General features: G+C 73.3%; 20 protein-coding genes. 9 read left to right on the forward strand and 11 right to left on the reverse strand.

The window, feature by feature from the left end; all coding sequences use genetic code 11:
* Window positions 1–62: 62 nt before the first annotated feature.
* From AB0J88_RS03650 to AB0J88_RS03665, 4 genes are read right to left on the reverse strand one after another with little or no spacing between them, the layout of a single operon-like run.
* Window positions 63–1,166 (reverse strand): VWA domain-containing protein, encoded by a 1,104-nt coding sequence (locus tag AB0J88_RS03650; RefSeq protein WP_364357774.1) that lies wholly within the window; start codon window positions 1,164–1,166, stop codon window positions 63–65.
* Window positions 1,163–2,077 carry a MoxR family ATPase gene (locus AB0J88_RS03655; RefSeq protein WP_364357771.1) on the reverse strand — a complete coding sequence of 305 codons (915 nt, stop codon included), beginning with the start codon at window positions 2,075–2,077 and terminating at the stop codon, window positions 1,163–1,165. The genes AB0J88_RS03650 and AB0J88_RS03655 overlap by 4 nt, the downstream gene beginning before the upstream one ends.
* 38 nt (window positions 2,078–2,115) lie before the next feature.
* Complete coding sequence (locus AB0J88_RS03660; RefSeq protein WP_364357768.1) at window positions 2,116–5,166, reverse strand: hypothetical protein; 3,051 nt, start codon at window positions 5,164–5,166, stop codon at window positions 2,116–2,118.
* Window positions 5,163–8,183 (reverse strand): FtsX-like permease family protein, encoded by a 3,021-nt coding sequence (locus AB0J88_RS03665; RefSeq protein ID WP_364357765.1) that lies wholly within the window; start codon window positions 8,181–8,183, stop codon window positions 5,163–5,165. Before AB0J88_RS03665 ends, AB0J88_RS03660 begins: the two co-directional genes overlap by 4 nt.
* Before the next feature lie 147 nt (window positions 8,184–8,330).
* Here AB0J88_RS03665 and AB0J88_RS03670 point away from each other — a divergent pair, with 147 nt between their 5' ends.
* Window positions 8,331–8,585 carry a hypothetical protein gene (locus tag AB0J88_RS03670; RefSeq protein WP_364357762.1) on the forward strand — a complete coding sequence of 85 codons (255 nt, stop codon included), beginning with the start codon at window positions 8,331–8,333 and terminating at the stop codon, window positions 8,583–8,585.
* Here AB0J88_RS03670 and AB0J88_RS03675 read toward each other — a convergent pair.
* Window positions 8,582–9,835: an ABC transporter substrate-binding protein gene (locus AB0J88_RS03675; protein ID WP_364357759.1), complete on the reverse strand. Its 1,254-nt coding sequence runs from the start codon at window positions 9,833–9,835 to the stop codon at window positions 8,582–8,584. The two genes, AB0J88_RS03670 and AB0J88_RS03675, sit on opposite strands and share 4 nt — an antisense overlap.
* Before the next feature lie 87 nt (window positions 9,836–9,922).
* Here AB0J88_RS03675 and AB0J88_RS03680 point away from each other — a divergent pair, with 87 nt between their 5' ends.
* Complete coding sequence (locus AB0J88_RS03680; protein WP_364357756.1) at window positions 9,923–10,753, forward strand: phosphoribosylaminoimidazolesuccinocarboxamide synthase; 831 nt, start codon at window positions 9,923–9,925, stop codon at window positions 10,751–10,753.
* On the opposite strand, the gene glpK is transcribed toward AB0J88_RS03680, so the two are convergent.
* The gene (glpK, locus tag AB0J88_RS03685; protein WP_364357753.1) at window positions 10,750–12,207 is read right to left on the reverse strand and encodes a glycerol kinase GlpK; all 1,458 of its coding nucleotides are present in this window, start codon (window positions 12,205–12,207) and stop codon (window positions 10,750–10,752) included. The two genes, AB0J88_RS03680 and glpK, sit on opposite strands and share 4 nt — an antisense overlap.
* Before the next feature lie 47 nt (window positions 12,208–12,254).
* Here glpK and AB0J88_RS03690 point away from each other — a divergent pair, with 47 nt between their 5' ends.
* Complete coding sequence (locus AB0J88_RS03690) at window positions 12,255–13,190, forward strand: ribose-phosphate pyrophosphokinase (protein ID WP_364357750.1); 936 nt, start codon at window positions 12,255–12,257, stop codon at window positions 13,188–13,190.
* Here the strand turns inward: AB0J88_RS03690 and AB0J88_RS03695 are convergent.
* Complete coding sequence (locus AB0J88_RS03695; protein ID WP_364357747.1) at window positions 13,187–14,065, reverse strand: LysR family transcriptional regulator ArgP; 879 nt, start codon at window positions 14,063–14,065, stop codon at window positions 13,187–13,189. The two genes, AB0J88_RS03690 and AB0J88_RS03695, sit on opposite strands and share 4 nt — an antisense overlap.
* A gap of 71 nt (window positions 14,066–14,136) precedes the next feature.
* On the opposite strand from AB0J88_RS03695, the gene AB0J88_RS03700 reads away from it, so the two are divergent.
* Together AB0J88_RS03700 and AB0J88_RS03705 are read left to right on the forward strand one after the other, a co-directional pair.
* Window positions 14,137–14,733 carry a LysE/ArgO family amino acid transporter gene (locus AB0J88_RS03700; protein ID WP_364357744.1) on the forward strand — a complete coding sequence of 199 codons (597 nt, stop codon included), beginning with the start codon at window positions 14,137–14,139 and terminating at the stop codon, window positions 14,731–14,733.
* Window positions 14,734–14,899: 166 nt separating this feature from the next.
* Complete coding sequence (locus tag AB0J88_RS03705; RefSeq protein WP_364357741.1) at window positions 14,900–15,418, forward strand: SsgA family sporulation/cell division regulator; 519 nt, start codon at window positions 14,900–14,902, stop codon at window positions 15,416–15,418.
* Here the strand turns inward: AB0J88_RS03705 and AB0J88_RS03710 are convergent.
* Both AB0J88_RS03710 and AB0J88_RS03715 read right to left on the reverse strand, forming a co-directional pair.
* Window positions 15,403–15,786 carry an STAS domain-containing protein gene (locus AB0J88_RS03710; protein WP_364357738.1) on the reverse strand — a complete coding sequence of 128 codons (384 nt, stop codon included), beginning with the start codon at window positions 15,784–15,786 and terminating at the stop codon, window positions 15,403–15,405. The two genes, AB0J88_RS03705 and AB0J88_RS03710, sit on opposite strands and share 16 nt — an antisense overlap.
* Window positions 15,783–16,268 (reverse strand): ATP-binding protein, encoded by a 486-nt coding sequence (locus AB0J88_RS03715; protein WP_364357735.1) that lies wholly within the window; start codon window positions 16,266–16,268, stop codon window positions 15,783–15,785. Before AB0J88_RS03715 ends, AB0J88_RS03710 begins: the two co-directional genes overlap by 4 nt.
* Window positions 16,269–16,433: 165 nt before the next feature.
* Here AB0J88_RS03715 and AB0J88_RS03720 point away from each other — a divergent pair, with 165 nt between their 5' ends.
* From AB0J88_RS03720 to AB0J88_RS03730, 3 genes are all read left to right on the forward strand, one after another.
* On the forward strand, window positions 16,434–18,692 hold the full coding sequence (locus AB0J88_RS03720; RefSeq protein WP_364357732.1) for a SpoIIE family protein phosphatase: 2,259 nt from the start codon (window positions 16,434–16,436) through the stop codon (window positions 18,690–18,692).
* Complete coding sequence (locus tag AB0J88_RS03725) at window positions 18,689–19,822, forward strand: DUF5931 domain-containing protein (protein ID WP_364357729.1); 1,134 nt, start codon at window positions 18,689–18,691, stop codon at window positions 19,820–19,822. Before AB0J88_RS03720 ends, AB0J88_RS03725 begins: the two co-directional genes overlap by 4 nt.
* A 73-nt stretch (window positions 19,823–19,895) precedes the next feature.
* A complete protein-coding gene (locus AB0J88_RS03730) occupies window positions 19,896–20,537 on the forward strand; it encodes a response regulator transcription factor (RefSeq protein ID WP_364357726.1) in 642 nt (213 codons plus the stop codon).
* 7 nt (window positions 20,538–20,544) lie between these two features.
* On the opposite strand, the gene AB0J88_RS03735 is transcribed toward AB0J88_RS03730, so the two are convergent.
* Window positions 20,545–21,144: a DUF5709 domain-containing protein gene (locus AB0J88_RS03735; protein ID WP_364357723.1), complete on the reverse strand. Its 600-nt coding sequence runs from the start codon at window positions 21,142–21,144 to the stop codon at window positions 20,545–20,547.
* 325 nt (window positions 21,145–21,469) lie between these two features.
* Between AB0J88_RS03735 and AB0J88_RS03740 the strand changes: the two genes are divergently transcribed.
* Window positions 21,470–22,552 carry a SigB/SigF/SigG family RNA polymerase sigma factor gene (locus AB0J88_RS03740; protein ID WP_364737806.1) on the forward strand — a complete coding sequence of 361 codons (1,083 nt, stop codon included), beginning with the start codon at window positions 21,470–21,472 and terminating at the stop codon, window positions 22,550–22,552.
* Window positions 22,553–22,557: 5 nt separating this feature from the next.
* Here AB0J88_RS03740 and AB0J88_RS03745 read toward each other — a convergent pair whose 3' ends face one another.
* Window positions 22,558–23,871, reverse strand: coding sequence for a hypothetical protein (locus AB0J88_RS03745; RefSeq protein WP_364357717.1), 1,314 nt, complete (start codon window positions 23,869–23,871; stop codon window positions 22,558–22,560).
* Between the last annotated feature and the right edge of the window lie 4 nt (window positions 23,872–23,875).

Genomic DNA, 23,875 nt, shown 5'->3' on the forward strand with positions numbered 1-23,875 from the left:
GTTGACCTCAGCCAATCCCTTCGTGCCCGGCACCGCAAGGGTCGGGTGTGAAATGGACCACGTTATTTCGCGATGACGCGCACCAGTTCGTCGAGGGCGTCGAGCGTGTGCCCCGCGACGAACTCGTCGAGATGGGGCAAAGCCGCAGCCATCCCGCCGGCCAGCGGTGCGAAGCCGGCCTTGCCGCGGTGGGGGTTGACCCAGACCAGCCGGTACGCGAGGCGGGCCAGCCGGTGCGTCTGCGCGGCCAGGGCGGCGGGGTCGCCGCGCTCCCAACCGTCGCTGAACACCACGACGACCGCGCCGCGGGCGGTGCCGCGCTGGCCCCACCGGTCCAGAAAGGCCTTGAGCGCGTCGGCCAGGCGGGTGCCGCCGTGCCAGTCCGGGATGGCCACCGACGCGGCGTGCAGGGCCGCGTCCGGGTCGCGGTGGCGCAGCGCGCGGGTGATCCGGGTCAGCCGGGTGCCGAGCGTGAACACCTCGGTGCCGGCCGGGCGCCGACGCACGGCGGCGTGTGCGAAACGCAGCAGGGCATCCGCGTACGGGCTCATCGAGCCGGACACGTCGAGCAGCAGCACGAGGCGCCGGGGGCGGTGACCGCGGCGCCGCCTGGCCAACCGGGTCGGCTCGCCGCCGTGCCGCAGCGCCGCGCGCACCGTCCGGGTCGGATCGACGTCGCCACTGCCGGCCGGACGGCGGCGACGGCTGCGGCGCAGTGCGGTCCGCGGGCCGAGCAGCGCCAGCAGCCGCCGCACCTCGTCGCGTTCGAGCGGGGTGAGCAGGGCGAAGTCGCGCTGGCGCAGGATCTCGACGGTGCTCGCGGACAGGCCGAGGATCTGCGGTTCCCCGTCGGCTGCCGCACCCGGCGGACCCGACGTGTACGGCGCCGCGACGCTCGGCAGCGCCGGTGTCGGGTTCATGATCGTCGCTCCGGCCGGCCGGTGCCCGCCGAAGTACGCGACGAACGCCGCGTCGTAGATCGCCAGGTCGTCCGGCTCGGCGCAGAGCGTCTGCCGGCCGGCCCAGTAGATGCTGTCGGCGGTAACCGCGCCGAGGGCGTCGACCGCGCGCACCGTCGTCTGCACCCGGTCGGGGCCGGCGTCGACGCCGGCGTGCCGGAGCGTCCGCGCGAACCCGACCAGCAGCGCGGTCACATCGAGAGTCATTGCCTGCTGACGACCAGGTTGGACAGTCCGGTCGCCTGGACCCGCGCGACGTCCTCGCGGTACTTGAGGACCGCGCCCAACGTGGCGGCGGCGAGGTCGGGATCGAGCGCGCGGGCGCCCAGCGCGACCAGAGCGCCGGCCCAGTCGATCGACTCGGCCACGCCCGGCGGTTTGATCAGGTCGAGCTCGCGCATCCGGCCCGCGGCGGTGGCGACCTCGGCGGCCAGCCGCTCGGTGACCTCGGGCAGCCGTTCCCGCAGGATCGCCACCTCCCGGTCGAAGGCCGGATGCTCCACCCAGTGGTAGAGACAGCGGCGCTTGAGCGCGTCGTGCACCTCGCGCGTGCGGTTGCTGGTCAGCACCGTGAGCGGCGGCGTCTCGGCGGCGATGCGGCCGAGCTCGGGCACGGTGATCGCCGCTTCCGCGAGGACCTCCAGCAGGAACGCCTCGAACTCGTCGTCGGCCCGGTCGACCTCGTCGACGAGCAGCACGCACGGGCTCTCCTCCAGCGCGCGCAGCAGCGGCCGGGCGATCAGGAAGCGCCGGTCGTAGAGGCCCGCCTCGATCGCGGCCGCGTCGACCGGCGTGCCGGTGGCGGTGGCCGCCGCCGTCGCGGCCGCCTCGGCGGCCCGCAGGTGCAGGATCTGGCGCGGGAAGTCCCAGTCGTAGAGCGCCTGCGCCGCGTCGAGACCCTCGTAGCACTGGAGCCGGACGAAGGTCGCTCCGGTGGCCGCGGCCAGTGCCTGCGCGAACGAGGTCTTGCCCACGCCGGCCTCGCCCTCGAGGAACAGCGGTCGCCCGAGCTTCATCGCCAGGAAGCCCGCGGTCGCGAGCCCGTCGTCGGCGAGGTAGCCGGTGGCCGCCAGCTGGTCGGCCAGCGCGCCGGGCGAGTCGGGCAACGAGGTCGTCACGTCGTCAACCTATGCCATCGGAGCGGCATTCGTGATCGTCAGAATCGCTCCCGGCGCCGCTGCCCGACGAGCGCGAGCACGAGGAGCACCGCGCAGCCGGCCCAGACCAGCCCGAGCGTCACCAGGTCCGGCAGGACCGGCAGCGCCATCGGCCAACCCGCGTCGAGGAAGACCGGGGTAGCCTGCCCGGCGAGCGCCCAGGCCGCCAGGGCGAGCAACGGGCCGAGGAGGACGCCGAGGAGGACCGGCCAGAGGCCGAGCAGCCGGGTGGCGGCGCGAAGCGTCCGTGCGGCCACGCCCTGCGCGCGCAGCACGCGGCCGCGGGCCGAGCGGTCGGCGCGTTCGACCGCCGCGACCAGACCCAGGCCCAGCAGCACCAGCAGGACCGCGAAGCCGGCGGTGACCAGCTCGTAGCGGGCGGCGAGCGCGGCGCCGGCCCGGTCCTCGTATTCGGCCTGGTCGGCCGCCGCGGTCTCGCCCAGCACGATCAGGCCCGCATCGGCCAGCCGGGAGACCGCGTCGGCGGGCGCGTCCGGGCCGATCCAGACCTGCGGCGCCGCGCCCTCGCCCATCGGTGCGGCGCGGTCGAGATAGTCGAGGTCGACCAGCAGGCCGGAGGCGCCGACACCGGGCAGCGTCGGCAGTGCGCCGATCGCGGTCGCGGGTGCCGGCTCGGTGCGGCCGGGCGAGGCGACCGCCCAGCCGGTGTCCGTCTCGCGTGCGGTGGCCGAGACGGTCCGCAGGATCGGCAGCACCTCGGTCACGTCCGCCACGATCAGGCGTTGGGGCGCGTCGCTGGGTGCCATCTCGACGGTGACCTTGCCGCCTCCGGCGGCCAGCTTGGGTGCGGTCGACGTGCTGCGGTCCTCGGTGGTCGCTCGCCAGCGGGCCGGATCGTCGAGCACGCCGGCACCGGCCACCACCTGGTCGGGCTGGAGCTGGGTGATCTCGTGCACCGTCAGGTGGACCGCGGTGGGCACCGGTTCGACCTCCAGGGCGACCAGCCGGCACCCGGACCCGCACTCGGGCAGGTTGCCGGTGTAGCCGTGGCGACCGAGCTGGATGTCGCCGAGCGCCACGGAGCGCTCGCCCTCGCCGGGCGGCTGCACGATGATCCGAAGCTCTGGCTCTCTGCCCTCCCGGAACTTGTCGCGGGCCGGATCGAACGTGGGCATCTCCACGGTCGCGTCCACCTGGACCCGGTTGCCGGTCACCGGGATGGACGGCGCCACCGGGGGCCGCAGCCGGCTCAGCAGGTCGGCAGGCACAGACCCGGGCCAGGCGACCGTCGAGAGCCGCTCCGTGTCGGCCGCGACCGTCGGCGGCCCGGAGCCGGTCGCGGGCATGATGACGGCGGCCATCGCCCAGCGTCCTTCGCCGTCGGCGGCGCGCACCGCCGCCCGCAGCCTGCCTCCGCTGACCGGGTTGACGTCGAAGACGCGGGCCGCGCCGACCTCGATGTTGGCGCGCTCGGCCCGGGCGGTGTGACCCGCGTCGACCGCGAACACGGTGAAGCAGAGCAGCGCGGCGCCGAGCACGGCGAGTGTCACGGCCCGGCGTGGTGCCGACCGGCGGGACAGCTCGATGCCGCTCAACGCGCCGGCCAGCCGGCCGGCGGACAGCGCCCGGCGACCCACCCGCCGGGCGGCCGGAGCGAGCAACCTACCGGCGAGCAGGGCGCCGGCGAGGATCACCAACACCGGTGCGAGGGTCGCGAGGCCGCCCCGGACGGGGCCTTCGGCCGCGCGTGCCTCGACCACCGCGAACGCCGCCAGGGCGACCACCATGGCGTCGACGGTGACCGACCGCCAGGCCCCGCCCTGCCGCGTCACCTTGCGCACCAGGTCGATGGCGCGTCCGGTGACCACGGGCCGGTATGCGAACACGACGGCCAGCACGGCGCCGAGGACGGCCACGGCCGCGAAGCGGCTCAGCGCCGAACCCAGGCGCAGGTCGGCGCCGCCGCCGGGCACGGCGTATCCGCCGACGAACTGGCCGACCACCCAGCCAAGCGGCGCGCCGGCCAGCACCGCGATGGCGTCCGGGCCGGCGGCCAGCCACCAGCGGTACGGCAGCGGGAGGCCGCGCACCGCGACCTGGCCCAACTCGCTGCGCCGGCCCTCGGCGCCGGACGCCGCGGCCAGGAAGATCACGAACCAGCACAGCGGCACGACCGTCATGGCCAGCCACGGGACGAGCGAGCGCACCGCCGAACGGCTCTGTTCGATCCGGCTCAGCAGCGGATCTGTGCCTACGACGAAGGTGGCCTGGATCCCGGACGCCGCGGCTTTCATGCGGTCGAGCTCGGCCGGGTAGGCATTCACCCAGTCGACGCTCAGCCGGTCAGGGTCGGCGACCAGGTCGTACGCCTGGGACTCCGGCACCTCCAGCTTCCCGAAGAGCCTCGAGGTGGCCCGCGAGCCGAACATCGGCTCCACACCGACCTGGCTGAACGTGGCTTTGGTGACCACCGTGGGGTCCGTGAACAGGCCGGGCGGGAACGGCGGCACCGATCCCCAGTAGGACTCGGTGGGGTCCGTCGGCCGGTAGACACCGACGATGGACAGCGGCACCCCCTTCGCGAGCCGGACGACCTGGGGCGCGCCGTCGACGGAGTCGAACCGCGACTGGCGGAACGAGATCGCGTCGCCGACGCCGGCGTCGAGCTGCGCGGCGGAGTGGAAGCCGATCATCACCTCGCCCCGGCCGCTGGGGCAGCGCCCGGCGTCGAACGTCACGTGCGCGCAGACGTCGTCGCGGTACGACAGCTTCCACGCGAGGTTGGCCGTGCGCGGCGCGACGTCGAACGCGGTGGAGAAGTGGAGGTCGAACCCGGGTGTCGCGAACTCGGTCGCGCCGAGGTGCTCGAAAGCGTCGCCGAGCTCAGGCCCTTGAAGCGTGGGTACGAAACTCAGCACCGTCTCGTTCGGCTTGGCCGCGGCCACCTCGCTGGCCACGATCGCCCGTTGCGCGGCGTCGACGTAGGCCGGACCGGCCACCGCCGCGGCCACCGGCAACGCGCCGAGCAGCACCAGCACGCCGGTGCGGCGCCGGGCGGCCCGGAGCAGGTCGACGATCACGCCGATCATGTCGACTCCCCACCGTCGCGCCGTGACCGGCCGGAAGCCAGCATCACGACCAGGGCGAACACCACGGCGGCCGCGGCGGCCGCGAGGAACAGCGGGCCGGGCCGCAGCGCGGCCGGCGCCGGCAGCACGTCCCAGCGGTCCGGGAAGGTCGACAGCGGCGCCGCCAGGATGGTGCGGGCCGGCAGCGCGGCCACCAGCCCGGCGACCAGCGCGACGGCCGCCACGACCAGGTAGCCGCCGAACATCGCCCGCCGCGCGGTGCGGGCGCTCAGTCCCTGGTGGCGCAGCGCGGCGAGCTCGGTGCCGCGCGGCCGGCGCTCGACCGCCACGATCACGCCGAGCGCCCCGGCGGCCAGCAGCACCATGAGGGCGGCGGCGACGAGCTGGAACCGGATCGTCGACGGCGGGGCCTGACGCGAGTACCGCTCGGCCTGCTCGGCGATGGTGCCGGTGCCGTACGTCTCGACGTGGTGCTCGGCGAGCCGGTCGACGAGGTCGGCGGGTGCGGCGTCGGTCGTCCACACCTGCATCGACTCTCCGCCGCCGAGGTCGCCGGTCATCACGTCGGCGGTCTCCAGGTCGACGAGCGTCGCGTCCCGCCCGACGAGGGGAACCGTGTGCGCGCCTCCGGCCACGGCGATCGGGACGACGCTGCCCGGGAACGCTTGGAGGTGCGGGTCGGCGGCGGCGAACTCGGCCTGCTTGACGCCGGCGGCGATGGCGGGCAGCCGTTCGGGGCTCTCGTCGACGAACACCATAGGGTCGCTGTTGACCGGCTCGTCGGGCGTGATCACGAGTCCCTCCGGGGTCACCGACAGTGCCGGGGGGACCTGGCCGCCACCGATCGCGGTGCGCCAGCGGGACCGGTCGGCGAACGCCGGCGGGTCGATCCCGCCGGCTGTCCCCCGCAACGCCGAGAACAGCACCGCGTCGGGCGCGGGATATTCCGGTGGCGGATCCCCGATCGGGCGCTCGCCCGCGGAGACCACGCCCACTCCGACGATCTCGAACGAGACCAGCTTGCAACCGGCCGCGCAGCCCTGTGCCGGCTGCCGGTAGTCGGCGGGGCCGCCGGTGACCAAACCGAAGTCGATCCTGACCGCCGCGCCATCGGCGGCCTGGAAGGTGGCCACCACGGTGGCTCCGCCGCGCAGCGCCGCCGCGCTCAGCGTCAGCTCGGAGCCCGTGACGGTCAGCGGCTCCGGCCGCTGGGGACGCAGCCGGGCAGCCACCGCCGCGACGTCGGCGCCGCCGTACTCGCCACGCCAGCGCGCGACGGCGGCCAACCGGGTCGCGTCGACGGCCAGCACCCCGACCTGGGGCGACGCGACGACGGCCATCAGGGACCGACCTCGCGGGTCGATCGCGCGGGTCGCGGCGAGCAGGGTGGCCCGGTTGGGCGCGGACACCCGCAGGACCCGGTCGGCGCCGATCTCGGTGGCCGCCCGTTCCTCGCCGGACCTGGCGGTGGTGTCCGATGTGGTCACCGCGACGCAGAACAGCGTGACGGCCGCGGTCAGCAGCGCGGTGAGCCGGGGCACCGCGGGCCGGCGGGCGAGCTCGGTGGCGGTGAAGGCGACGCCGAGGCGTCCGGCCCGCAGCGCCCGGCGGCCCACCTCGGCGGCCACCGGACCGACGAACCGGGCCAGCACCACGCCGAGCGCGAACGCCAGCAGCGCCGGGGCGAGCAGGGCCAGCCAGGTGCTCTGTTGCGCGACGCCCGGGGCGGGGTCGCGGCTGGCGTACGACCAGGCCTCGTAGGCACCGGCCAGGGCGAGGATGACCAGGACCCCGTCGACCGCGCCGTAGCGCCAGCCGGAACGCCGGGGCGGCACGGCCCGCATCAGCAGCGCGACCGGCGCGGCCAGCGCTCGCCGCTCGGCGACGGCGGCGGCCAGGATCGCGCCGAGCACGGTCACCACCGCCGCGCCGGCGGACAGCAGGTCGGTGGTCATGGGCGGGGCGTTCGCGATGCCGCCGCCGGACCGCAGCGGGAGGGCGACCGCGAGCCCGACCAGGCCGCCGGCGAGCATGGGCACCCCGCTCTGGCCCAGGGTCAGGGTCAGGATCCGTGCCCGGGCGGTGCCGCGCAGCTTGAGCAGGCCGACGTCGCGGTGGCGCTCCAACGCGCCGTGGCGCACCGCCAGGAACAGCGCGATCCAGCAGAAGGCGAGCAGCTCGACCAGGCTGATCGGCACCGCGTACACGATGTCGAGCTGGCTGTTGTAGATGTTGACCGCGAGGACCCGCAGCGGGGTCTGCTGCTCGTAGCCCCGCTGGCCGAGCACCGGCGTGGCTTTGACGATCCGGTCGCGCACGGTCAGGGGTGGGACGTGCGCGAAGAGGTCCCGCCCGGCCACCGCGTCGACGACCAGGGTGCTGGCCTGCGGGTTGGCGGCGACGATGGTCTCCGGCGTGGTCAGGATCGGGGCGAGCTGCGGCGTGCCGGAGATGGGTAGCCGCGAGGCGCCCCAGTAGTCGGAGAACGGATCGGTGATCCGGTAGACGCCCGACACCGTGAACGGGTCCTTCTCGAAGCCGGGCGCGTACGCCAGCCGGTCGCCGGGCTTGACCCCGAACCGTCGGGACGTCGCCTCGTCGACCGCCACCTCGCCCGGTCGGCTCGGGCAGGCGCCGTCGAGGACGACCTGGTCGCAGAAGCCGGTGCGGTACGCGAGCAGCAGGTTGGTGCTGCTGCCGTTGTCCACGATCGAGCCGTTGACCTGGAAGCTGCCGTGCACGGTGAGCTCGGACAGGCCGAGCGCGTCACCGACCTCCCGCTCCGCGTGCTCCACCGCGTCGGGCCGCAGCTCACGCTGGTCGAGGTCGCGCCGCAGCGTCACCGTGCGGGCGTCGACGGGCGCCGCCTCGGCCGTCGCGGCGGCCAGGTCGCGGGTGGTCGTGGCGATGTACTGCGGTGCGGCGGCGGCCGCACCGGCGGAGAGGACCGTGAGCAGGAACAGGGTGACCGCGGGGGCACGACGGCTGGCGATGGCACGCAGGATCAGCCCGAACATCCCCGCTCCCGTCCCGGGCCCGGCTGCGGCGCGCGGGCTCGCAATGGTGGACGCGACCACCGTTCCGAGAGGTTGTCACGATCGATAGATCTTGTCTGCCCCGTGACCCGGGCGGCGGGACTTGCGCGCGCACCGCAGGATGGCTGCATGGAACTCGTCCGTAAGTGGATCGCCCGGGTCGGCGCCGTCGTCACCACCGTCTCGCTCGCCGTGTTCGTGCCCGCCATCGCGTGGGCCAGCACGTCGGGCGCCTACGACGTGGCCGTCGAGGCCGCACGCAGCCGTCGGCGCGGCGGTGGCTTCGGCTTCTTCGGCATCGCCGGCCTGCTCTGCTGCCTGGTCGTCGTCGGTGGCATCGTGCTCGCGGTGGTGCTGATCAGCCGCAACCGCAAGCGGCGCTAGCGCGCCAGGGCCGTCGCCGACTTGCGGGCGAAGTCGTCCGCCGCCTTGTCGAGCGTCGACTTCTCGCTGGCCACGGCGGCGGCCGATGCGGCCAGCAGGGTGCGCAGCTCGGTGTGGGCCAGCGGCGGCGGTGCCGGCGCCCGGCCGATCCGCGCGCTCATCGCGCTCTCGAAGCCGAGCGCGGTGCGGACCGGCCCCTCGGCGAGGTCGGCGCCGTTGGCCTCACGCACCTCGAGGTTCGGTGCGAAGCCCCGGTCGTCACCGAGCGCGCGGCCGGCCTGCGGGTCGTTGGCGAGGAAGTCGACCACGTCGGCCACGGCGCCGGCCTCCCGGGTGCCGCGGAAGCCGGCCCAGTAGTAGTTGGCCCGCGCCCACTGGCCACGGGTGTCGCCCGGGCAGGCGACCAGCGCGAGCTGGTCGTCGGTGCCGGCCTGCAAGCCGGCGAACTTGCCCGACGAGCTGAACGCGGCCGCGACCCGCCCGTCGACCAGAGCGCGTGAGCCACCCGACCCTGCGGTGGCGTCGTCCCAGCGCGCCTCCTGCCACAGCGTGAACCAGCGCACCACGTCTTCCTTGCCGAAGCCGGGGCCGTTGCCCTGGTAGAGCTCGCGGCCCTGGGCGCGCAGCCACATCCAGAACGCGTCCAGGTCACCCGAGGCGTCCGCGAGGCCGGTCACCCTTCCGCCGCTCTCCCGGGTCACGCGGGCCGCCCAGGACAGGAGCTGGGGATAGGTCATCCCGGTCTTCGGCTCGGCCACACCGAGCTCCTTGACCAGCGTCCGGTTGTAGACCAGCGCCGAGGTCTCGGCGCCGGCGGCCACTCCGACCACCTTGCCGCCGACGGTGCCGTAGTCGGCGAGCCCCGGGGGGAACCGGGTCACGTCGATCTGGCCCCGGGCGACCGGGTCGCTCAGGTCGAGCAGCAGGCCGCGGTTCGCGTACTCGGCCAACCGGGTGTCGTCGATCTGGAAGATGTCCGGGGCGTTGCCGCCGACCCCCTGGGTGGCCAGCCGGTCGTAGTAGCCGGCCTCACCCTGCCAGGTGACCTTGAACGTGGTGCCGGGGTGCCGGTTCGAGTAGAGCTTCAGCGCGGCCTCGGTGCGCTCGGCCCGGTCCTGGTCACCCCACCAGAACACGGACAGCGTCACCCGCGCGTCGGAGCCCTCCCGGCCGCCCGCGGAGCAACCGCCCGCCAGCAGGCACACCGTGGCGAGCAGCGCGACCGCCGGCCGGGCAGAGAATCTGCGCACGCACGAGCTCCTGGCTGGTCGGTGATCGGATCACCAACTACACAGCCCGTACCGAGCAGTGTCAACCGCTCGTGATCTACTGCAATCGTGGAGTTGGTGCACCAGGGCAAGGTCCGTGACGTCTACGCCGACGGCGACGAGCTGGTGCTGGTCGCGTCCGACCGGCTGTCCATCTACGACGTCATCCTGCCGACGCCGATCCCCGACAAGGGCACGATCCTGACCCGCCTCTCGCTGTGGTGGTTCGACCAGCTCGCCGACGTCGTGCCCAACCACGTGATCTCCGCGACCGACGTGCCGGCCGAGTTCGCCGGGCGTGCGGTCCGGGTCCGCCGGCTCGACATGCTGCCGGTCGAGTGTGTCGCCCGCGGCTACCTCACCGGTGGAGGCAAACGGGAGTACGACGCGACCGGCTCGGTCTCGGGCATCGCCCTTTCGCCCGGCCTGGTCGAGGCCTCGAAGTTCCCCGAGCCGATCTTCACGCCGTCGACCAAGGCGCCGGCAGGCGCGCACGACGAGCCGATCTCGTTCGACCAGGTCGTCCGGACGGTCGGGCGCGAGACCGCCGAGGCGATCCGGGACATCACGCTGACCGTCTATCAGCGCGGGGCCGACCTGGCCGCCGAGCGCGGCGTGCTGATCGCCGACACCAAGCTCGAGCTCGGCCGGGCGCCGGACGGCACGCTGGTGCTCGCCGACGAGCTGCTCACCCCCGACTCGTCGCGGTTCTGGCCGGCCGACGACTACCGGCCGGGGCGCGCCCAGTTCTCGTTCGACAAGCAGTTCGTGCGCGACTGGGCGACCGGCGCCGGTTGGGACAAGAAGTCACCGCCGCCCCCGGTGCCGGACGACGTCGTCGCGGTGACCCGCGCGCGCTACATCGACATCTACGAGCGGCTGACGGGTCAGCCCTTCTAGACCCAGTCGAGGGTACGGGCGACGGCCTTGCGCCACTGGGTCCACTCGCGGTCGCGGCGGGCCTTGTCCGCGGTCGGCTCCCACTGGGCGTCCGGTTGCCAGTGTGCGCGCAGCGCGTCGAGGTCCGGCCAGAAGCCGACCGCCAGCCCGGCCGCGTAGGCGGCGCCCAGGCAGGTGGTCTCCGTGACCCGCGGCCGGACCACCGGCAGGTCGAGCACGTCGGACAGGCATTGCATCAGCAGGTTGTTGACGGTCATCCCGCCGTCGACGCGGAGCCGGCGCAGTGCCACGTCCGTATCGGCGTCCATCGCCTCGACGACCTCGCGGGTCTGCCAGGCGCTCGCCTCCAGCGCGGCGCGGGCCAGGTGCGCCTTGGTGATGTAGCCCGTCAGCCCGGCGATCACGCCCCGCGCGTCGCCGCGCCAGTGCGGCGCGAAGAGTCCGGAGAACGCCGGCACGATGTAGCAGCCGCCGTTGTCGTCGACCGACGCGGCTAGCGCCTCGATCTCGTCGGCGCTCGCGATCAGGCCCAGGTTGTCGCGCAGCCACTGGACCAGTGCGCCGGTGACGGCGATCGCGCCTTCCAGGGCGTACGCCGGAGCCTGTGAACCGACCTGGTAGCCGACCGTGGTGAGCAGCCCGTGGCGCGAGACCACCGGGGTGGCGCCGGTGTTGACCAGCAGGAAGCTGCCGGTGCCGTAGGTGCACTTGCCCTCGCCCGGCTGGAAGCAGGCCTGGCCGAACAGCGCCGCCTGCTGGTCGCCGAGCGCGCCGGCCACGGGCACGCCGGCCATCCGGCCGCCCCGGACCGTCCCGTAGACCTCGGCCGACGGGCGGATCTCGGGCAGCATCGCCGCCGGGATGCCGAGGGCGTCGAGCAGGTCCGGGCTCCAGTCGAGGGTGCGCAGGTCCATCAGCAGCGTGCGGCTCGCGTTGGTCACGTCGGTGACGTGGCGGCCGGTCAGCTTCCAGATCAGCCAACTGTCGACGGTGCCGAACAGCACCTCGCCGCGCTGTGCCCGGTCGCGCAGCCCGTCGACGTTGTCGAGCAGCCAGCGCAGCTTGGGACCGGCGAAGTAGGTGGCCAGCGGCAGCCCGGTGATCCGGCGGATCTCGTCCTCGCGGTCGGCCAGCGTGCGCAGGATCGGCTCGGTGCGGGTGTCCTGCCAGACGATCGCGTGGTGCACCGGCTCGCCGGTGGACCGGTCCCACACCACGGTGGTCTCACGCTGGTTGGTGATGCCCAGGGCGGCGACGTCGTAGCCGGCCGTCGCCTCGTCGACCACGGCCTGGACGTTGGCCCAGATCTCGGCGGCGTCGTGCTCGACCCAACCGGGGCGCGGGTAGCGCTGCCGGTGCTCCCGCCGGGCGACGGCGGCGATCCCACCCGCCTCGTCGAAGACGATGCACCGGGACGAGGTGGTGCCTTGATCGATCGCGGCGACGTAGGGCATGCGGGCCATTGTGCCGGCCGATCGAGTGCCCGAATAGGATTGAGATCGTGCGCGAGATCGCGGTATTCAGCGGTGGTGCCCATCCGGAACTGGCTGCCGACATCTGTGAACACCTGGGCGTGCCGCTGCGGCCGACGCGGATCTCCCGGTTCGCCAACGACTGCCTGGAAGTGCAGTTGCAGGCCAACTGCCGGGAGCGCGACGTCTTCCTGATCCAGCCGATCGTGGCACCGACGCAGGAGAACCTGGTCGAGCTGCTCTTCATGATCGACGCGGCTCGGGGCGCCTCGGCCGGGCGGATCACGGTGGTGCTGCCGCATTTCGCGTACGCCCGTTCGGACAAGAAGGACGCCCCGCGCATCTCGATCGGCGCGCGGCTGGTGGCCGACCTGCTGGTGTCGGCTGGCGCCCACCGGGTGCTGGCGATGACCTTGCACTCACCGCAGGTGCACGGCTTCTTCAGCGTGCCGGTCGACCACCTGCACGCGTTGCGCGAACTGGCCGACCACTTCCGGGGCGAGGACCTGAGCGAGACCGTCGTGGTCTCGCCGGACCTGGGCAACGCAAAGGAGGCGGCGGCCTTCGCGCGGATGCTCGGCACACCGGTCGCGGCGGGCGCCAAGCAGCGCTTCCACGACAAGGTCCGGATCAGCGCGGTGATCGGCGACGTCACCGACCGCGACGTGATCGTGCTCGACGACGAGATCGCCAAGGGCAGCACGGTGATCGAGCTGGTCGACCACCTGCACCAGCTCAAGGCCCGCTCGATCCGCCTGGTCTGCACGCACGGCCTGTTCGCCGAGGATGCCCTGGACCGCCTGGCCGCCCTGGAAGGCGTCACGGAGATCGTCTGCACGAACACGGTTCCGATCCCGATCGAGAAGCGCATCCCGCAACTCACGGTGCTCTCGGTCGCTCCCGCCCTCGCCGAAGCCATGCGCCGCATCCACAACGGAGAATCGGTAAGCGCGCTTTTCGCCTAGCGCAGGGTCGACGCGGCGGCTTTCCGCACGGCGACCGTCAGGGCGTTCAGGACCCTCGAGGTGAGTTTCCAGTGTTGCCAGTAGAGCGGGACGTCGAGGTGGTGAGCGGCGGCCAGGCGGATCACGCGGCCGGTCGACAGATCCTTGTCAGCTAGTTGTTCCGGCATCAGGCCCCAGCCGACTCCTAGGCGGATCGCTTCCGTGAAGCCCCAGGCCGAGGGGATGTAGTGGGTCGGGGGCTCTGGTGGGCGTGGGGTCAGCAGGCGCAGGAACTTGTGTTGTAGGCGGTCCTTGCGGTCCAGGACGAGCATGGGCGCTGCCGCGAACTCCGTCGGGGTGCCGCCCGCCGGGAACCAGCGGGACGCCACCGCCGGGGCCGCCACCGCCAGGTAGCGCATCGCGCCCAGGCGTTCCGCTCGGCAGCCCTGGACCGCCTCGCGTTGGGCGGTGACCGCCGCCATCACCGCGCCGTCGCGCAGGAGCTCCGCGGTGTGGTCCTGGTCGTCCTCGCGTACGTCGAAGAGGATCCGGTCGCCGGCCGTCACCAGCGCGGGCAGGAACCAGGTGGCCAGCGAGTCGGCGTTGACCACGACCGCGGCCCGGGACCACGGACCGTCCCGGTCCGCCGCGGCGGCGAGGGCCTCGCGCTCCAGCACCGCGATCTGGCCCGCCAGCCGGAGCAGCGGGCGTCCGGCCGGGGTCGCCCGGCACGGCTTGGCCCGGCGCAGCACGACCTGGCCGACCGCCTGCTCCAGCGCCTTGACCCGCTGGCTGACCGCCGACGGGGTGACGTGCAGGACCCGCGCCGCGGCCTCGAAGCTGCCCTCGTCGACCACGGCGGCGAACGTCGCGAGCTGCGTCGAGTCGAGCGCCATGATGAGGAATTCTAAACAGCCATGAAAAACGTTAGCTGGAGTACGGCCATCGGCGCACGTACGGTTCGGCCATGCTCACCTCCGTGCTCGCCGGCTTCGCCAACTCGATCGCGTTGATCGCGGCGATCGGCGCCCAGAACGCGTTCGTGCTCCGCCAAGGGCTGCGCCGCGAGCACGTCTGGGCCGTGGTGGTCATCTGTGCGCTCTCCGACGCCTTGTTGATCTCGATCGGGGTCGCCGGCCTGGGCACCGCGATCGCCGACCGCCCGGTGCTGCTCCAGGTCGCGAAGTGGTTCGGGGCGGCGTTCCTGCTCAGCTACGCGGTGCTCGCCGCGCGCCGCGCGACGCGGCCGGCCGCGCTCGACCCCGGCGACGCCCGACCCGCCACGCTGCGCGCCACCCTGGTCGCCTGTCTCGCCTTCACCTACCTGAACCCGCACGTCTACCTCGACACCGTGCTGCTGCTCGGTGCGATCGCCAACCAGCACCGCTACCAGTGGGTGTTCGCCGCCGGCGCCGTGACGGCCAGCGTCATCTGGTTCGCCGCGCTGGGCGGCGCGGCGCACAAACTCGCGCCGGTGCTGGCCCGTCCGGCGGCCTGGCGGGTGCTCGACGGCCTCGTCGCCGCCATCATGGTCGCGATCGCCCTGGGGCTCCTGCTCGCCTGACCTCGATCGGTCCATCGGAGACGGTCCCCCCGGCGGGACTAAAAAACGACGGGTTGCGCGCACGCGGTGTGCGACCCCACCCTCTTGACAGGCGGCACCATTCACGCAACACGATCGGGTGAGCCTCCGATCGGTGTGGTGCACGACCGGGTGAGAGGGGGACGGCATGGAGCGCGAGCCGGTTCCGGCGGTCGAGGGGCCGGGCGGAGAGCAGTCGCGGCAGCCGGCGGGAGTCGCGGTGGAGACAGTGGTGCGTCTCCTCGCGCCGGACGCGTCGGGGGTGCCGGTGCGCTGCGGGCTGCACTACGACCCGGGCGACCCGTACGCGGTGCAGGTCCGCTTCTTTCTGGATCGGCGGCGGCGCGAGGCCGTGCTCTGGTCGTTCGCGCGCGAGCTGCTCGCGGCCGGCCTCCACGAGCCCAGCGGCCTCGGCGACGTGCGGGTCTGGCCTTGGCGCACGAGCCAGGGCGACGCGGTCGCGCTGGCGCTGAGCTCGCCCGACGGCCAGGCGCTGCTCGAGGCGCCGCGGGCGACGGTCGCGGCCTTCCTCGAGGACACCTACGCCCAGGTGCCGCGGGGTCGGGAGTCGGAGCGACTAGACATCGACGCCGACGCGTGGTTGAGCGGGCAACTGCTGCCCGAGCCCGACCAGGCCGATCCCGACCTCGATCAGGACGGGCGATAGCCGAGCGAGTCGTCCACCCCGCTGATCTCGATCACCCGGGCCACGTGCCCATAGGCGCCGGTCAGGCGCAGCCACCCGCCGGCCTCGGCGCACCGCCGGTCGCCCCGCACGAACACGGTCAGCCCCGCCGAGTCGCAGAACGTCAGCGCCGCGAGGTCGACCACCAGCCGAGGGGTGCCCTGCGCCGCCAGCGCGATGATCCGTTGCAGCAGCTCCGGCGCGGTTGACATGTCGAGCTCGCCCGCGAGCCGCAGGCGCACCAGATCATCGGCCCGCTCGGTGGTCACCACCAGCGGGGCGACCAGCTCGGTCTCCTCGATCCGTGGGCCACCGCTGGCCTGCCGCGGTGCGGCCGGGTCCGTGCTCACTCCAGTCGCTCCCCGGCCCCCGCGCCGGCCGCGAACCGGCCGTCGACACCGCCCAGCAGGGTGCTGATCCGCACCGTCGTGCCGCTCGGGCCGGTCGCTACCCGCATGCTGTCGCTGAGCTGGCTGGCGAGCCACAACCCCCAGCCACCGGCCACGTCGGGAGCGGGACGCTCCTGGTTGGCCAGCCGCTCCGAGTCGATGCCGCCACCGCCGTCGGAGACCTCGCAGACCAGCTGGCCGTCGGAGCGCCAGAGCCGCAGCTCGCCCGCGCCGCCGCCGTGCCGAACGGCATTGGTGATCAACTCGTTGACGGCGAGGACGAAGTCGTCAAGGCGTTGATCGCGGAGGCCGGCGGCCTCGGCACAGGCGGCGAGGGCGTGCCGCAGGTCGGTCACCTGGCCGCGGGCGAACCGCTCGGCGAGCAACTGCTGGCCGGCAGCGGGCACAACCGCGTCCGGCCGATGGTGCCCGTCGTCGGTCATGTGCCGCCTCGGAGGTGCTAGCGGGCGCTCAGTGCGGTACTGGCCCCCAATCACACTACGTCCTGCCGGCCAGTCCCGCATCCGACCACGAACCCTGGCCCCGCCCCTGGTGGCGCGGGTCGCAAGGCCGCGCCACGAGCGCCGGGACTGTGGGATCGTCGGAGCGTGCCGGACAACCGGATGGCCCCCGGAGCGGACGGCCCGCTGGCCGCTCTCGTCGACGCCGCCGTGGCGGTGTTGGCGGAGCGACTGGAGTGCTCACCGGGAGAGGCGAGAGAACGGTTGCAAGGGCTCGCCGACCGCTCCGGCGTGCCCGTGGCCGAGGCCGCCTCGGCGATCCTCGACAGCGCCCGCCCCAGCTCGCCGGCGCCCTTCGAGGAGGTGCGCCGCATGGCGAGCGCGGCGGCCGCCGACGCCGCGGCGATGGCCGCGCGAGCGCTCGCCGCGCCCGGCCAGGAGCCGCTGGCCGACATCGCCGGGACGCTCCAGCAGCGGCTCGCGCACGAGGTGGGCGCCGACGCGGTCGCCGTGTACGCCGTCGAGCCGGACGCCTCGCTCCAGCTCGTGGGTGCGGCCGGGGTGCCGCCTGCGGTGGTCGACGCCTGGAGCCGGGTGCCGGCGCACCCGCCCACCGAGGCCGGCTACGTCGCCCGCACCGGCGAGCCGCTCTTCCTGCCCGACCGCACGGCGACACCGCCGCACTACCTGTTGGTCGGCGGCCCGGGTGCGGAGTGGCCGTCACGGGCGGTGGTGCCGATCGGCGACACGACCGCGGTGGCCGTCGTGGTCGCCTTCTTCGTCAAACAGCAGACGTTCCCGGTGGGCGTGCGCGACTCGGTGAGCACGCTGGTCGGCGAGGTCACGGGCGAGATCGCCAGGCGGCTGCGCGCCCACCCGCACCAGGCCGGCTGGATCACGGACGCACAGTCGATGCTGGACGCGATGCCCGGTGCGGTCGGTGTCTCCGTGCCGATCCGTGACGCGGGTGGCGAGATCGTCGACTGGGTCCTGGTCGCGGCCAGCCCGGAGGCCTTCGACGTGACCGGGCTGCGGGGCCGGGAGCTGGTCGGCAGCAGCACCGCCACCCGCTACCCGAGCATCGTCGGCACCGAGCTGTGGCACTCGCTGGCCCAGGTGCTCGAATCCGGCCGGCCCCGGGAGATCGGGCCGTTCACGTACACCCCGCAGACCGCGGGCATCGAGACCGCGGTGTTCACCGTGCGGATCTCCCGGTTCGGCGGCGGTGTGCTGCTCACCTGGACCCGGCTCGACGAGGAGCGCCGGCTGGCCGCCCGGATCGCGCAGACCGAACGGCTCGGCCGACTCGGCTACGGCGAGTGGGACCTCAGCACCGGCAGCGTCTACTGGTCCGAGGGCCTCTACACGATCTTCCGTCGGGACCCGGAGAGCGGCCCGCCGAGCCTGGAGGAGGCGGCCGGCGACCTGCATCCGCAGGACGCGCCGCGGATCGCGCCGCAGCTCGCCCGGGTCTTCGAGGACGGCCAGTCCGCCGACCTGAACTACCGCATCCTGGTCCGCGGGCAGGTCCGCTACCTGCGCGCCCGGTTCGAGACCATCCGCGACCGGACCGGCCGGGTGCTCAAGGTCTACGGCATCGTGCAGGACGTGACGGCGAGCGAGGCCGCCGCCCGCGACCGGGCGCGGCTGGTCGACGTCGAGGCCGAACTCGCCGAGCGGCTGCGCAGTCAGCAGACCGAGCATCGTCTCGTGGTCGCGTTGCAGCAGATCATCCTGCCGATCCCGACCGGCGTGCTGCACCTGCCGGGGCTCGACGTCGCCGTCCGCTACCTGCCGGCCGAGGTGGTCAGCCGGGTCGGCGGCGACTGGTACGACGTCGTCGAGCTGCCCGACGGCCGCAGCCTGCTCGCGGTCGGCGACGTGGCCGGGCACGGCATCGCCGCCGCCGCCACGATGGCCCGGCTGCGGCACTCGGTCGCCGCGCTCGCCGTCACCAGCACCGAGCCCGGTGAGCTGCTGGCCTACCTCAACCGGATCGTCCACGACGACGCCAGCGAACCCACGGCGACCGTCGTGGTGGCACACTTCGATCCGGAGACCCGGGAGCTCACCTGGGCCCAGGCCGGCCACCCGCCGCCGATCCTGGTGTCCGAGGACGGCACCGCCGCGGCGCTCACCCGGCCACCCGGGATGATCGTCGGGGCGCGACCCGACAGCAGGTACGAGACCGTCACGACGACGCTGGCCGAAGGGGACACGGTGCTGCTCTACACCGACGGCCTGATCGAGCGCCGGGGCAGCTACGACAGCGACTGGCTCGGCCCGCTCCTGCGCAGCCTGGCCGGCACCGGCCACCTGCCGGTCGACGAGCTGATCAGTCGGCTCCAGCCGGCCAACCCCGGCGACGACACCTGCGTCGTCGCGATCCGGCTGCGCCCCGCGTGACCACCGCCGCGGCCGCCGGCGGCCTGCAGACGCCGCTGTGGCGCGCGATCGTGGTCTTCCGGTTCGCCTCGCTGGCCTGGGCGCTGGCGTTGATCGCCGGCAACGTGCGCGACTACGTGCGCCCGCTGGCGGCGATCCCGGTGGTCGTCGTGATGATCGGCTGGACGGTCGCCGCGAGCACGCTGTTCGCCCGCCCCGAGCGGCGCCGCTGGCCGCTGCTGATCACCGACCTCGCGGTCACCGCGGCGGTGCTCCTCTCCGCCGACCTGGTGATCGGCCGGGAGGCGCTCGGAAGCGGCACGCCGGGGCTCGCGGTGGCCTGGCTGGCCGCGCCCGTGCTGGCCTGGGCGGTGGCCGGCGGGCGGCGGCTGGGGGTGGTGGCGGCGCTCCTGCTCGGTGCGGCCGACCTGGTGATCCGGCCTCAGCTCAACCAGGCGTCGCTGACCGGCACCAGCCTGATGCTGCTGGCCGCTGTCGGCGTCGGGCACGTCACCCGACTGGCCGCGATCGCCGAGGCGCGGCTGCAACGGGCGGTGGAGCTCGAGGCCGCCACCCGCGAACGGGAACGGCTCGCCCGCGACATCCACGACTCCGTGCTCCAGGTGCTCGCGCTGGTCCGCCGACGCGGTGCCAGCCTCGACGGCGAGGCGCGCGAGCTGGCCCGGCTGGCGGGGGAGCAGGAGGCAGCGCTGCGCCGGCTGATCGCGACCGGCGCGCCGCCACCGTCCACCAGCGGCGTCGTCGACCTGGGCGCGCTGGTCACCGCGTACGCCAGTGACGTGGTCTCGGTGGCCGCACCCGCGACGGCCGTGCCGCTGCCCTCGGCCGTGGCGTCCCAGATCGCCGCCGCCGTCGGCGCGGCGCTCGACAACGCCGCCCGGCACGCGGGACCGGCCGCCGGCATCTTCGTGCTGGTCGAGGACGAGCTCGACGCGGTGACGGTGACCGTCCGCGACGACGGCGCCGGGATCGAGCCGGGCCGGCTCGCGGCGGCGGAGGTGGAGGGCCGGCTCGGCGTGGCGCAGGCGATCCGCGGCCGGATCACCGACCTCGGCGGGACGGTCCGGATCCACTCGGCACCGGGCCAGGGCACCGAGATCGAGATGGTGGTCCCTAAGGTGTCCGCATGACCGAGCCTTGGCGAGGGCATCATCAGCAGAGCCCGCCCGGGCAGGGCGGGTCACCACGAAGTGGGGACCCGGCATGACCGAGCGGATCCGGCTGATGGTGGTCGACGACCATCCGATGTGGCGCACGGGGGTCGCCCGCGACCTCGTGGAGGCCGGCTACGACGTCGTGGCGACGACCGGGGAAGGTCGGCAGGCCGTGCGGATCGCCGGCGCGACCAGACCGGACGTGGTTGTGCTCGACCTCCAGCTGCCCGACATCTCCGGCGTCGAGGTGGTCCACGGCCTGCGCGCGGCGCTGCCGGACGTGCGGGTGCTGATGCTGTCGGCCAGCGGCGAGCAGCAGAGCGTGCTCGACGCCGTGAAGGCGGGCGCGACCGGCTACCTGCTCAAGTCGGCGGCACCGGACGAGTTCCTGGCCGCGGTCGCGCGTACCGCCGCCGGCGAAGCGGTCTTCACCCCCGGCCTCGCGGGACTGGTGCTGGGCGAGTACCGGCGACTGGCCGCGGCGCCGGAGCCGGGGCCGCCGGCCTTGACCGAACGCGAGACCGAGGTGCTGCGGCTGGTCGCCAAGGGACTGTCCTACAAGCAGATCGCCGAGCGGCTGGGCGTCTCGCACCGGACCGTGCAGAACCACGTGCAGAACACGCTGGGCAAACTGCAGCTGCACAACCGGGTGGAGCTCACCCGGTACGCCATCGAGCAGGGCTTGGACTAGCTAGCTCCTACTCGTACGGCGGTTCCTCGGTCTCGTGCATCGCCAGCTCCTCGGCGGTCGCGCCGCCACCCGCGGCACCGGCGTCCTCGGCGATCGAGTCACCCTCGTCGTCGAAGAGCGCGCCTTCGGGCTCCTCCTCGCCGGCGAGCTGGTTGGGGTCGACCAGACGCCCTATGGGCGCGCCGCCACCGTCGAGCTCGAGCCCGTCGGTGTCGTAGAGCGAGACCTCGGAGTTCGGGTCGCCGGCCGGCCCGTCGTCCAGCACGTCGGCGTCGAGCTGCGACTGGGCGGTTTCGGTGCCCAGGTCCTCCTCGTCGCGGATGCGCGGGTCGGCGGGGGTGGCAAGCGGGTCGTCGACGTCCTCCGGGAGGTTCTCCCTGGCCAGCTTGTAGTCGAGCGACTCACCCTGCTCAGCTTCCTCACCCGTGGTGCCGAAGCGGTCGACGGCCAGGGGAGAGTCGACGGGCAGCGCGGCCGGGTCCGGCCCCTGGATCTCGCGTTCCGAGTCGACGTCGTCGTACGCGGTGGAGTCGTCGTCGGCGGTGCCGGGCAGGCCTTCGGCCTCAGGGTCCGACCAGGGCTCTGGGTACTCGTCTTCGCGGCGCATACGGCGGTTCTACCCCGCTTCCGGCCAGAACAACCGGGGGTGTTCTGCTGTGATAGATGCCTCGAAGCAAGCAATCCGCTTTGTTTTTCATTGCTCCGTTCACGCGCACCGACGTATGGTCACGGTGAGGGGACGGCCGTTTACGGCGGCGGTCTCCGGGGTGCTCAACACGCGGGCATCAGCCAGCACATTCCACAACCGGTGCCGACTCCCTCCCGCCCCACCAGGGCGGTGGTGAGGCGAACGAGGAGGCTGCGCGATGACCCTCCAAAGCGGCATGCCCGCTTCTGGTGAACTGGACCTGCCGGCCCTCGACGCGGTCGCCATGTCTTATGCCCACCGTTCGGGAGATGATGCGCGGCGGATGGCGCGGGAAAGTCTGGTCCGTTCGGCGATGCCGTTCGCCGGCCGACTCGCGCGACGCTATCGAGGCCGCGGTGAGCCGATGGACGATCTGGAACAGGTGGCGCGGCTGGGGCTGCTGAAGGCCGTCGACCGCTTTGACCCCGATCGCGGGGCTTTCACGGGTTTCGCCGCGGCGACCATCATCGGCGAGCTCCGTCGCCACTTCCGCGACCGCACCTGGGGCGTCCACGTGCCGCGGCGGATGCAGGAACTCAGCATCGAGGTCAACCGGGCTTCCACGGAGATGACCGCCAAGCTGCGCCGCTCGCCGACGGTCCCCGAGCTGGCCGAACGGCTCCGGGTCGACGAGGAGGACGTGCTGGCGGCATTGGAGACGGCGGCGGCGTACACACCGCTGTCGTTGAACATGCCGGCGCGAGCCGAGAGCGAGGCGGAGCTCGGTGACCTGATCGGCGGCGCCGACGTCGGCCTGGAGGCGGTCGACGATCGGCTGACGGTGGCGAGCCTGCTGTGCCGGCTGCCGGAACGCGAGCGACGGATCCTGGCCCTGCGCTTCTACGGCAACAAGACCCAGACGGAGATCGCCACGGAGCTGGGCATCTCCCAGATGCACGTGTCGCGGCTGCTGTCCCGGGCGCTCGCCTGGCTGCGCGAAGCGATGCTCAGCGACGCACCGAAGCAGTGGCAGGCGGGCATGGGTCCCGGCGAGCACCACGAGATCACCATCCAACGCCGCGACAAGGGCGGCCTGATCCGCCTGGACGTGACGGGCGAGGTCGACCGCGACACCGCCGACCCGCTGCGCACAGCGCTGCTGGAGTCGGTCGCGGTGTCAGCGGAGCGACCGCAACCACGCGAGGTGGCGGTAAGCCTGGCCGGCGTGCCGATCATCGACGCCGCCGGGGTGTCGGCCCTGCTGGCCGGCCTGGAGGCAGCCCGCGCGGCCGGCGTCCGACTGCGCCTGGGCGACATGCAGATCTACGTCCGCCGCACGCTGCGGGTAGCGGGCCTGACCCCGATCATGGCGGCTCCGCACGACTGACGCGGTCAGATCTCGGTCAGGGGCTCGTGCGTCGGCATGGTGTGTCCCAGCACCAGGACGGTTTCCTGCGGCGGGTTGTCGGCGTCGATCGGCGCATCGAGGATCGCCACCATCAACTCGACGGGCAGGTTCGGGTTAGCGGCGGCGGCCTCCGTGGTCTCCGGGTCCTCGAAGAGCTCCAGCAGCCGTTGACGGGACAGCCGCGGGTCGCCGGCGATCCAGTTCCGGACGCCGGGATGCTCGTCGCGGCTGAGGCGTTCGATCAGGTCGGCCGGCGCGCGCCGGTCGCGGACGACGAGGGCGCGGGCACCCCAGTGTGGTGAGTCCGCGTACCGGGTCAGGTCCGCGCCGATTATCGCCGGATGCGAGAGCAGCCGGCCGCGGGTGATGACCCGGGCCTCCAGGTAGGTACGCACGACGAGGTCGGTCGGCACGGACTCCTGGTTCTCGCAGAGGAGCAACCGAACCGGGAAGTCGTCGTCGGCGGCGAGCGCCGCGACATGGTCCGAAGTCAGCCTCTTGTTGCAGGCGGCGCTGCGGCGCAACCCCACGTGCGCCGAGGACACGCACTGTCGCAACCGCTCGCCGTCGGCTTCGAGGACCCAGTCGAGCCGGGGCAGGCGGTCGTTGGTGGACACCTGATAGTCGATCGCGGCGCGTTGCTGTTCACTCAGCTCGGGGCGCATCGAGACGTACAGGCGCACTGTCGGATCGGGATCGGCGGACAAGGCCGCGATCAGGTCGGTGGGCAGGCCCGGTTCGAGTGCGAGTCTTGTCCGCTTCCAGGCCGAATCGCCGGCGGCGATCGTGCGAGCCTGCTCGACTGTCACGGGCTCCCGTTCCGGTTTCGATTCCTGTGTGGCCCGTGCCCAGGAGGCGATGTCCTCGTCTTCGACGTCGGCCAGCGCGGCCACGGCAGCGCGTGACAGCTCCCGCGGGCCATAAAGCGCCAGCATCCGCTTCACACCGGGATGCTCGGCCAGCTTCCGATAAGCCCACCCGGGCAGCAACGGCGCTTCGAGGAGGGCCATCAGCACCCGGACGCTGGGATCGTCGATCATCCTGGCTCGCTGTTCCGCTGTGGCGTGACCGGACAATGCGAGCATCTCCCGAAGGCCGACGTCCGGGTTGGCGGCAATGACGTCGAAGAGCTCGTCAGACCACTCGCGCCGGTACATGAGGCCGACGACGTCGGCGGCAGGATGTCCCAGGATCCGCGGCACCAGGGTGTCCGGAAGAGCAGGGTTGCGGGACAGCCCGTGCACGCGGGCGGGTGCCATCTCGTGGCTCCAGGACGGGTGGGCCTTGTCGACCTGCAAGGTG

It is taken from the genome of Asanoa sp. NPDC049475 (genome assembly GCF_040676915.1).
GTDB lineage: Bacteria > Actinomycetota > Actinomycetes > Mycobacteriales > Micromonosporaceae > Asanoa.

Coding starts and splice junctions, on each gene's coding strand:
- AB0J88_RS03700 (WP_364357744.1), top strand. CDS start 14,137: ATGCTCACCTCCGTGCTCGCCGGCTTCGCCAACTCGATCGCGTTGATC.
- AB0J88_RS03665 (WP_364357765.1), bottom strand. CDS start 8,183: ATGTTCGGGCTGATCCTGCGTGCCATCGCCAGCCGTCGTGCCCCCGCG.
- AB0J88_RS03695 (WP_364357747.1), bottom strand. CDS start 14,065: ATGGCGCTCGACTCGACGCAGCTCGCGACGTTCGCCGCCGTGGTCGAC.
- AB0J88_RS03740 (WP_364737806.1), top strand. CDS start 21,470: ATGTCTTATGCCCACCGTTCGGGAGATGATGCGCGGCGGATGGCGCGG.
- AB0J88_RS03715 (WP_364357735.1), bottom strand. CDS start 16,268: ATGACCGACGACGGGCACCATCGGCCGGACGCGGTTGTGCCCGCTGCC.
- AB0J88_RS03730 (WP_364357726.1), top strand. CDS start 19,896: ATGACCGAGCGGATCCGGCTGATGGTGGTCGACGACCATCCGATGTGG.
- AB0J88_RS03735 (WP_364357723.1), bottom strand. CDS start 21,144: ATGCGCCGCGAAGACGAGTACCCAGAGCCCTGGTCGGACCCTGAGGCC.
- AB0J88_RS03660 (WP_364357768.1), bottom strand. CDS start 5,166: ATGATCGGCGTGATCGTCGACCTGCTCCGGGCCGCCCGGCGCCGCACC.
- glpK (WP_364357753.1), bottom strand. CDS start 12,207: ATGCCCTACGTCGCCGCGATCGATCAAGGCACCACCTCGTCCCGGTGC.
- AB0J88_RS03705 (WP_364357741.1), top strand. CDS start 14,900: ATGGAGCGCGAGCCGGTTCCGGCGGTCGAGGGGCCGGGCGGAGAGCAG.
- AB0J88_RS03650 (WP_364357774.1), bottom strand. CDS start 1,166: ATGACTCTCGATGTGACCGCGCTGCTGGTCGGGTTCGCGCGGACGCTC.
- AB0J88_RS03670 (WP_364357762.1), top strand. CDS start 8,331: ATGGAACTCGTCCGTAAGTGGATCGCCCGGGTCGGCGCCGTCGTCACC.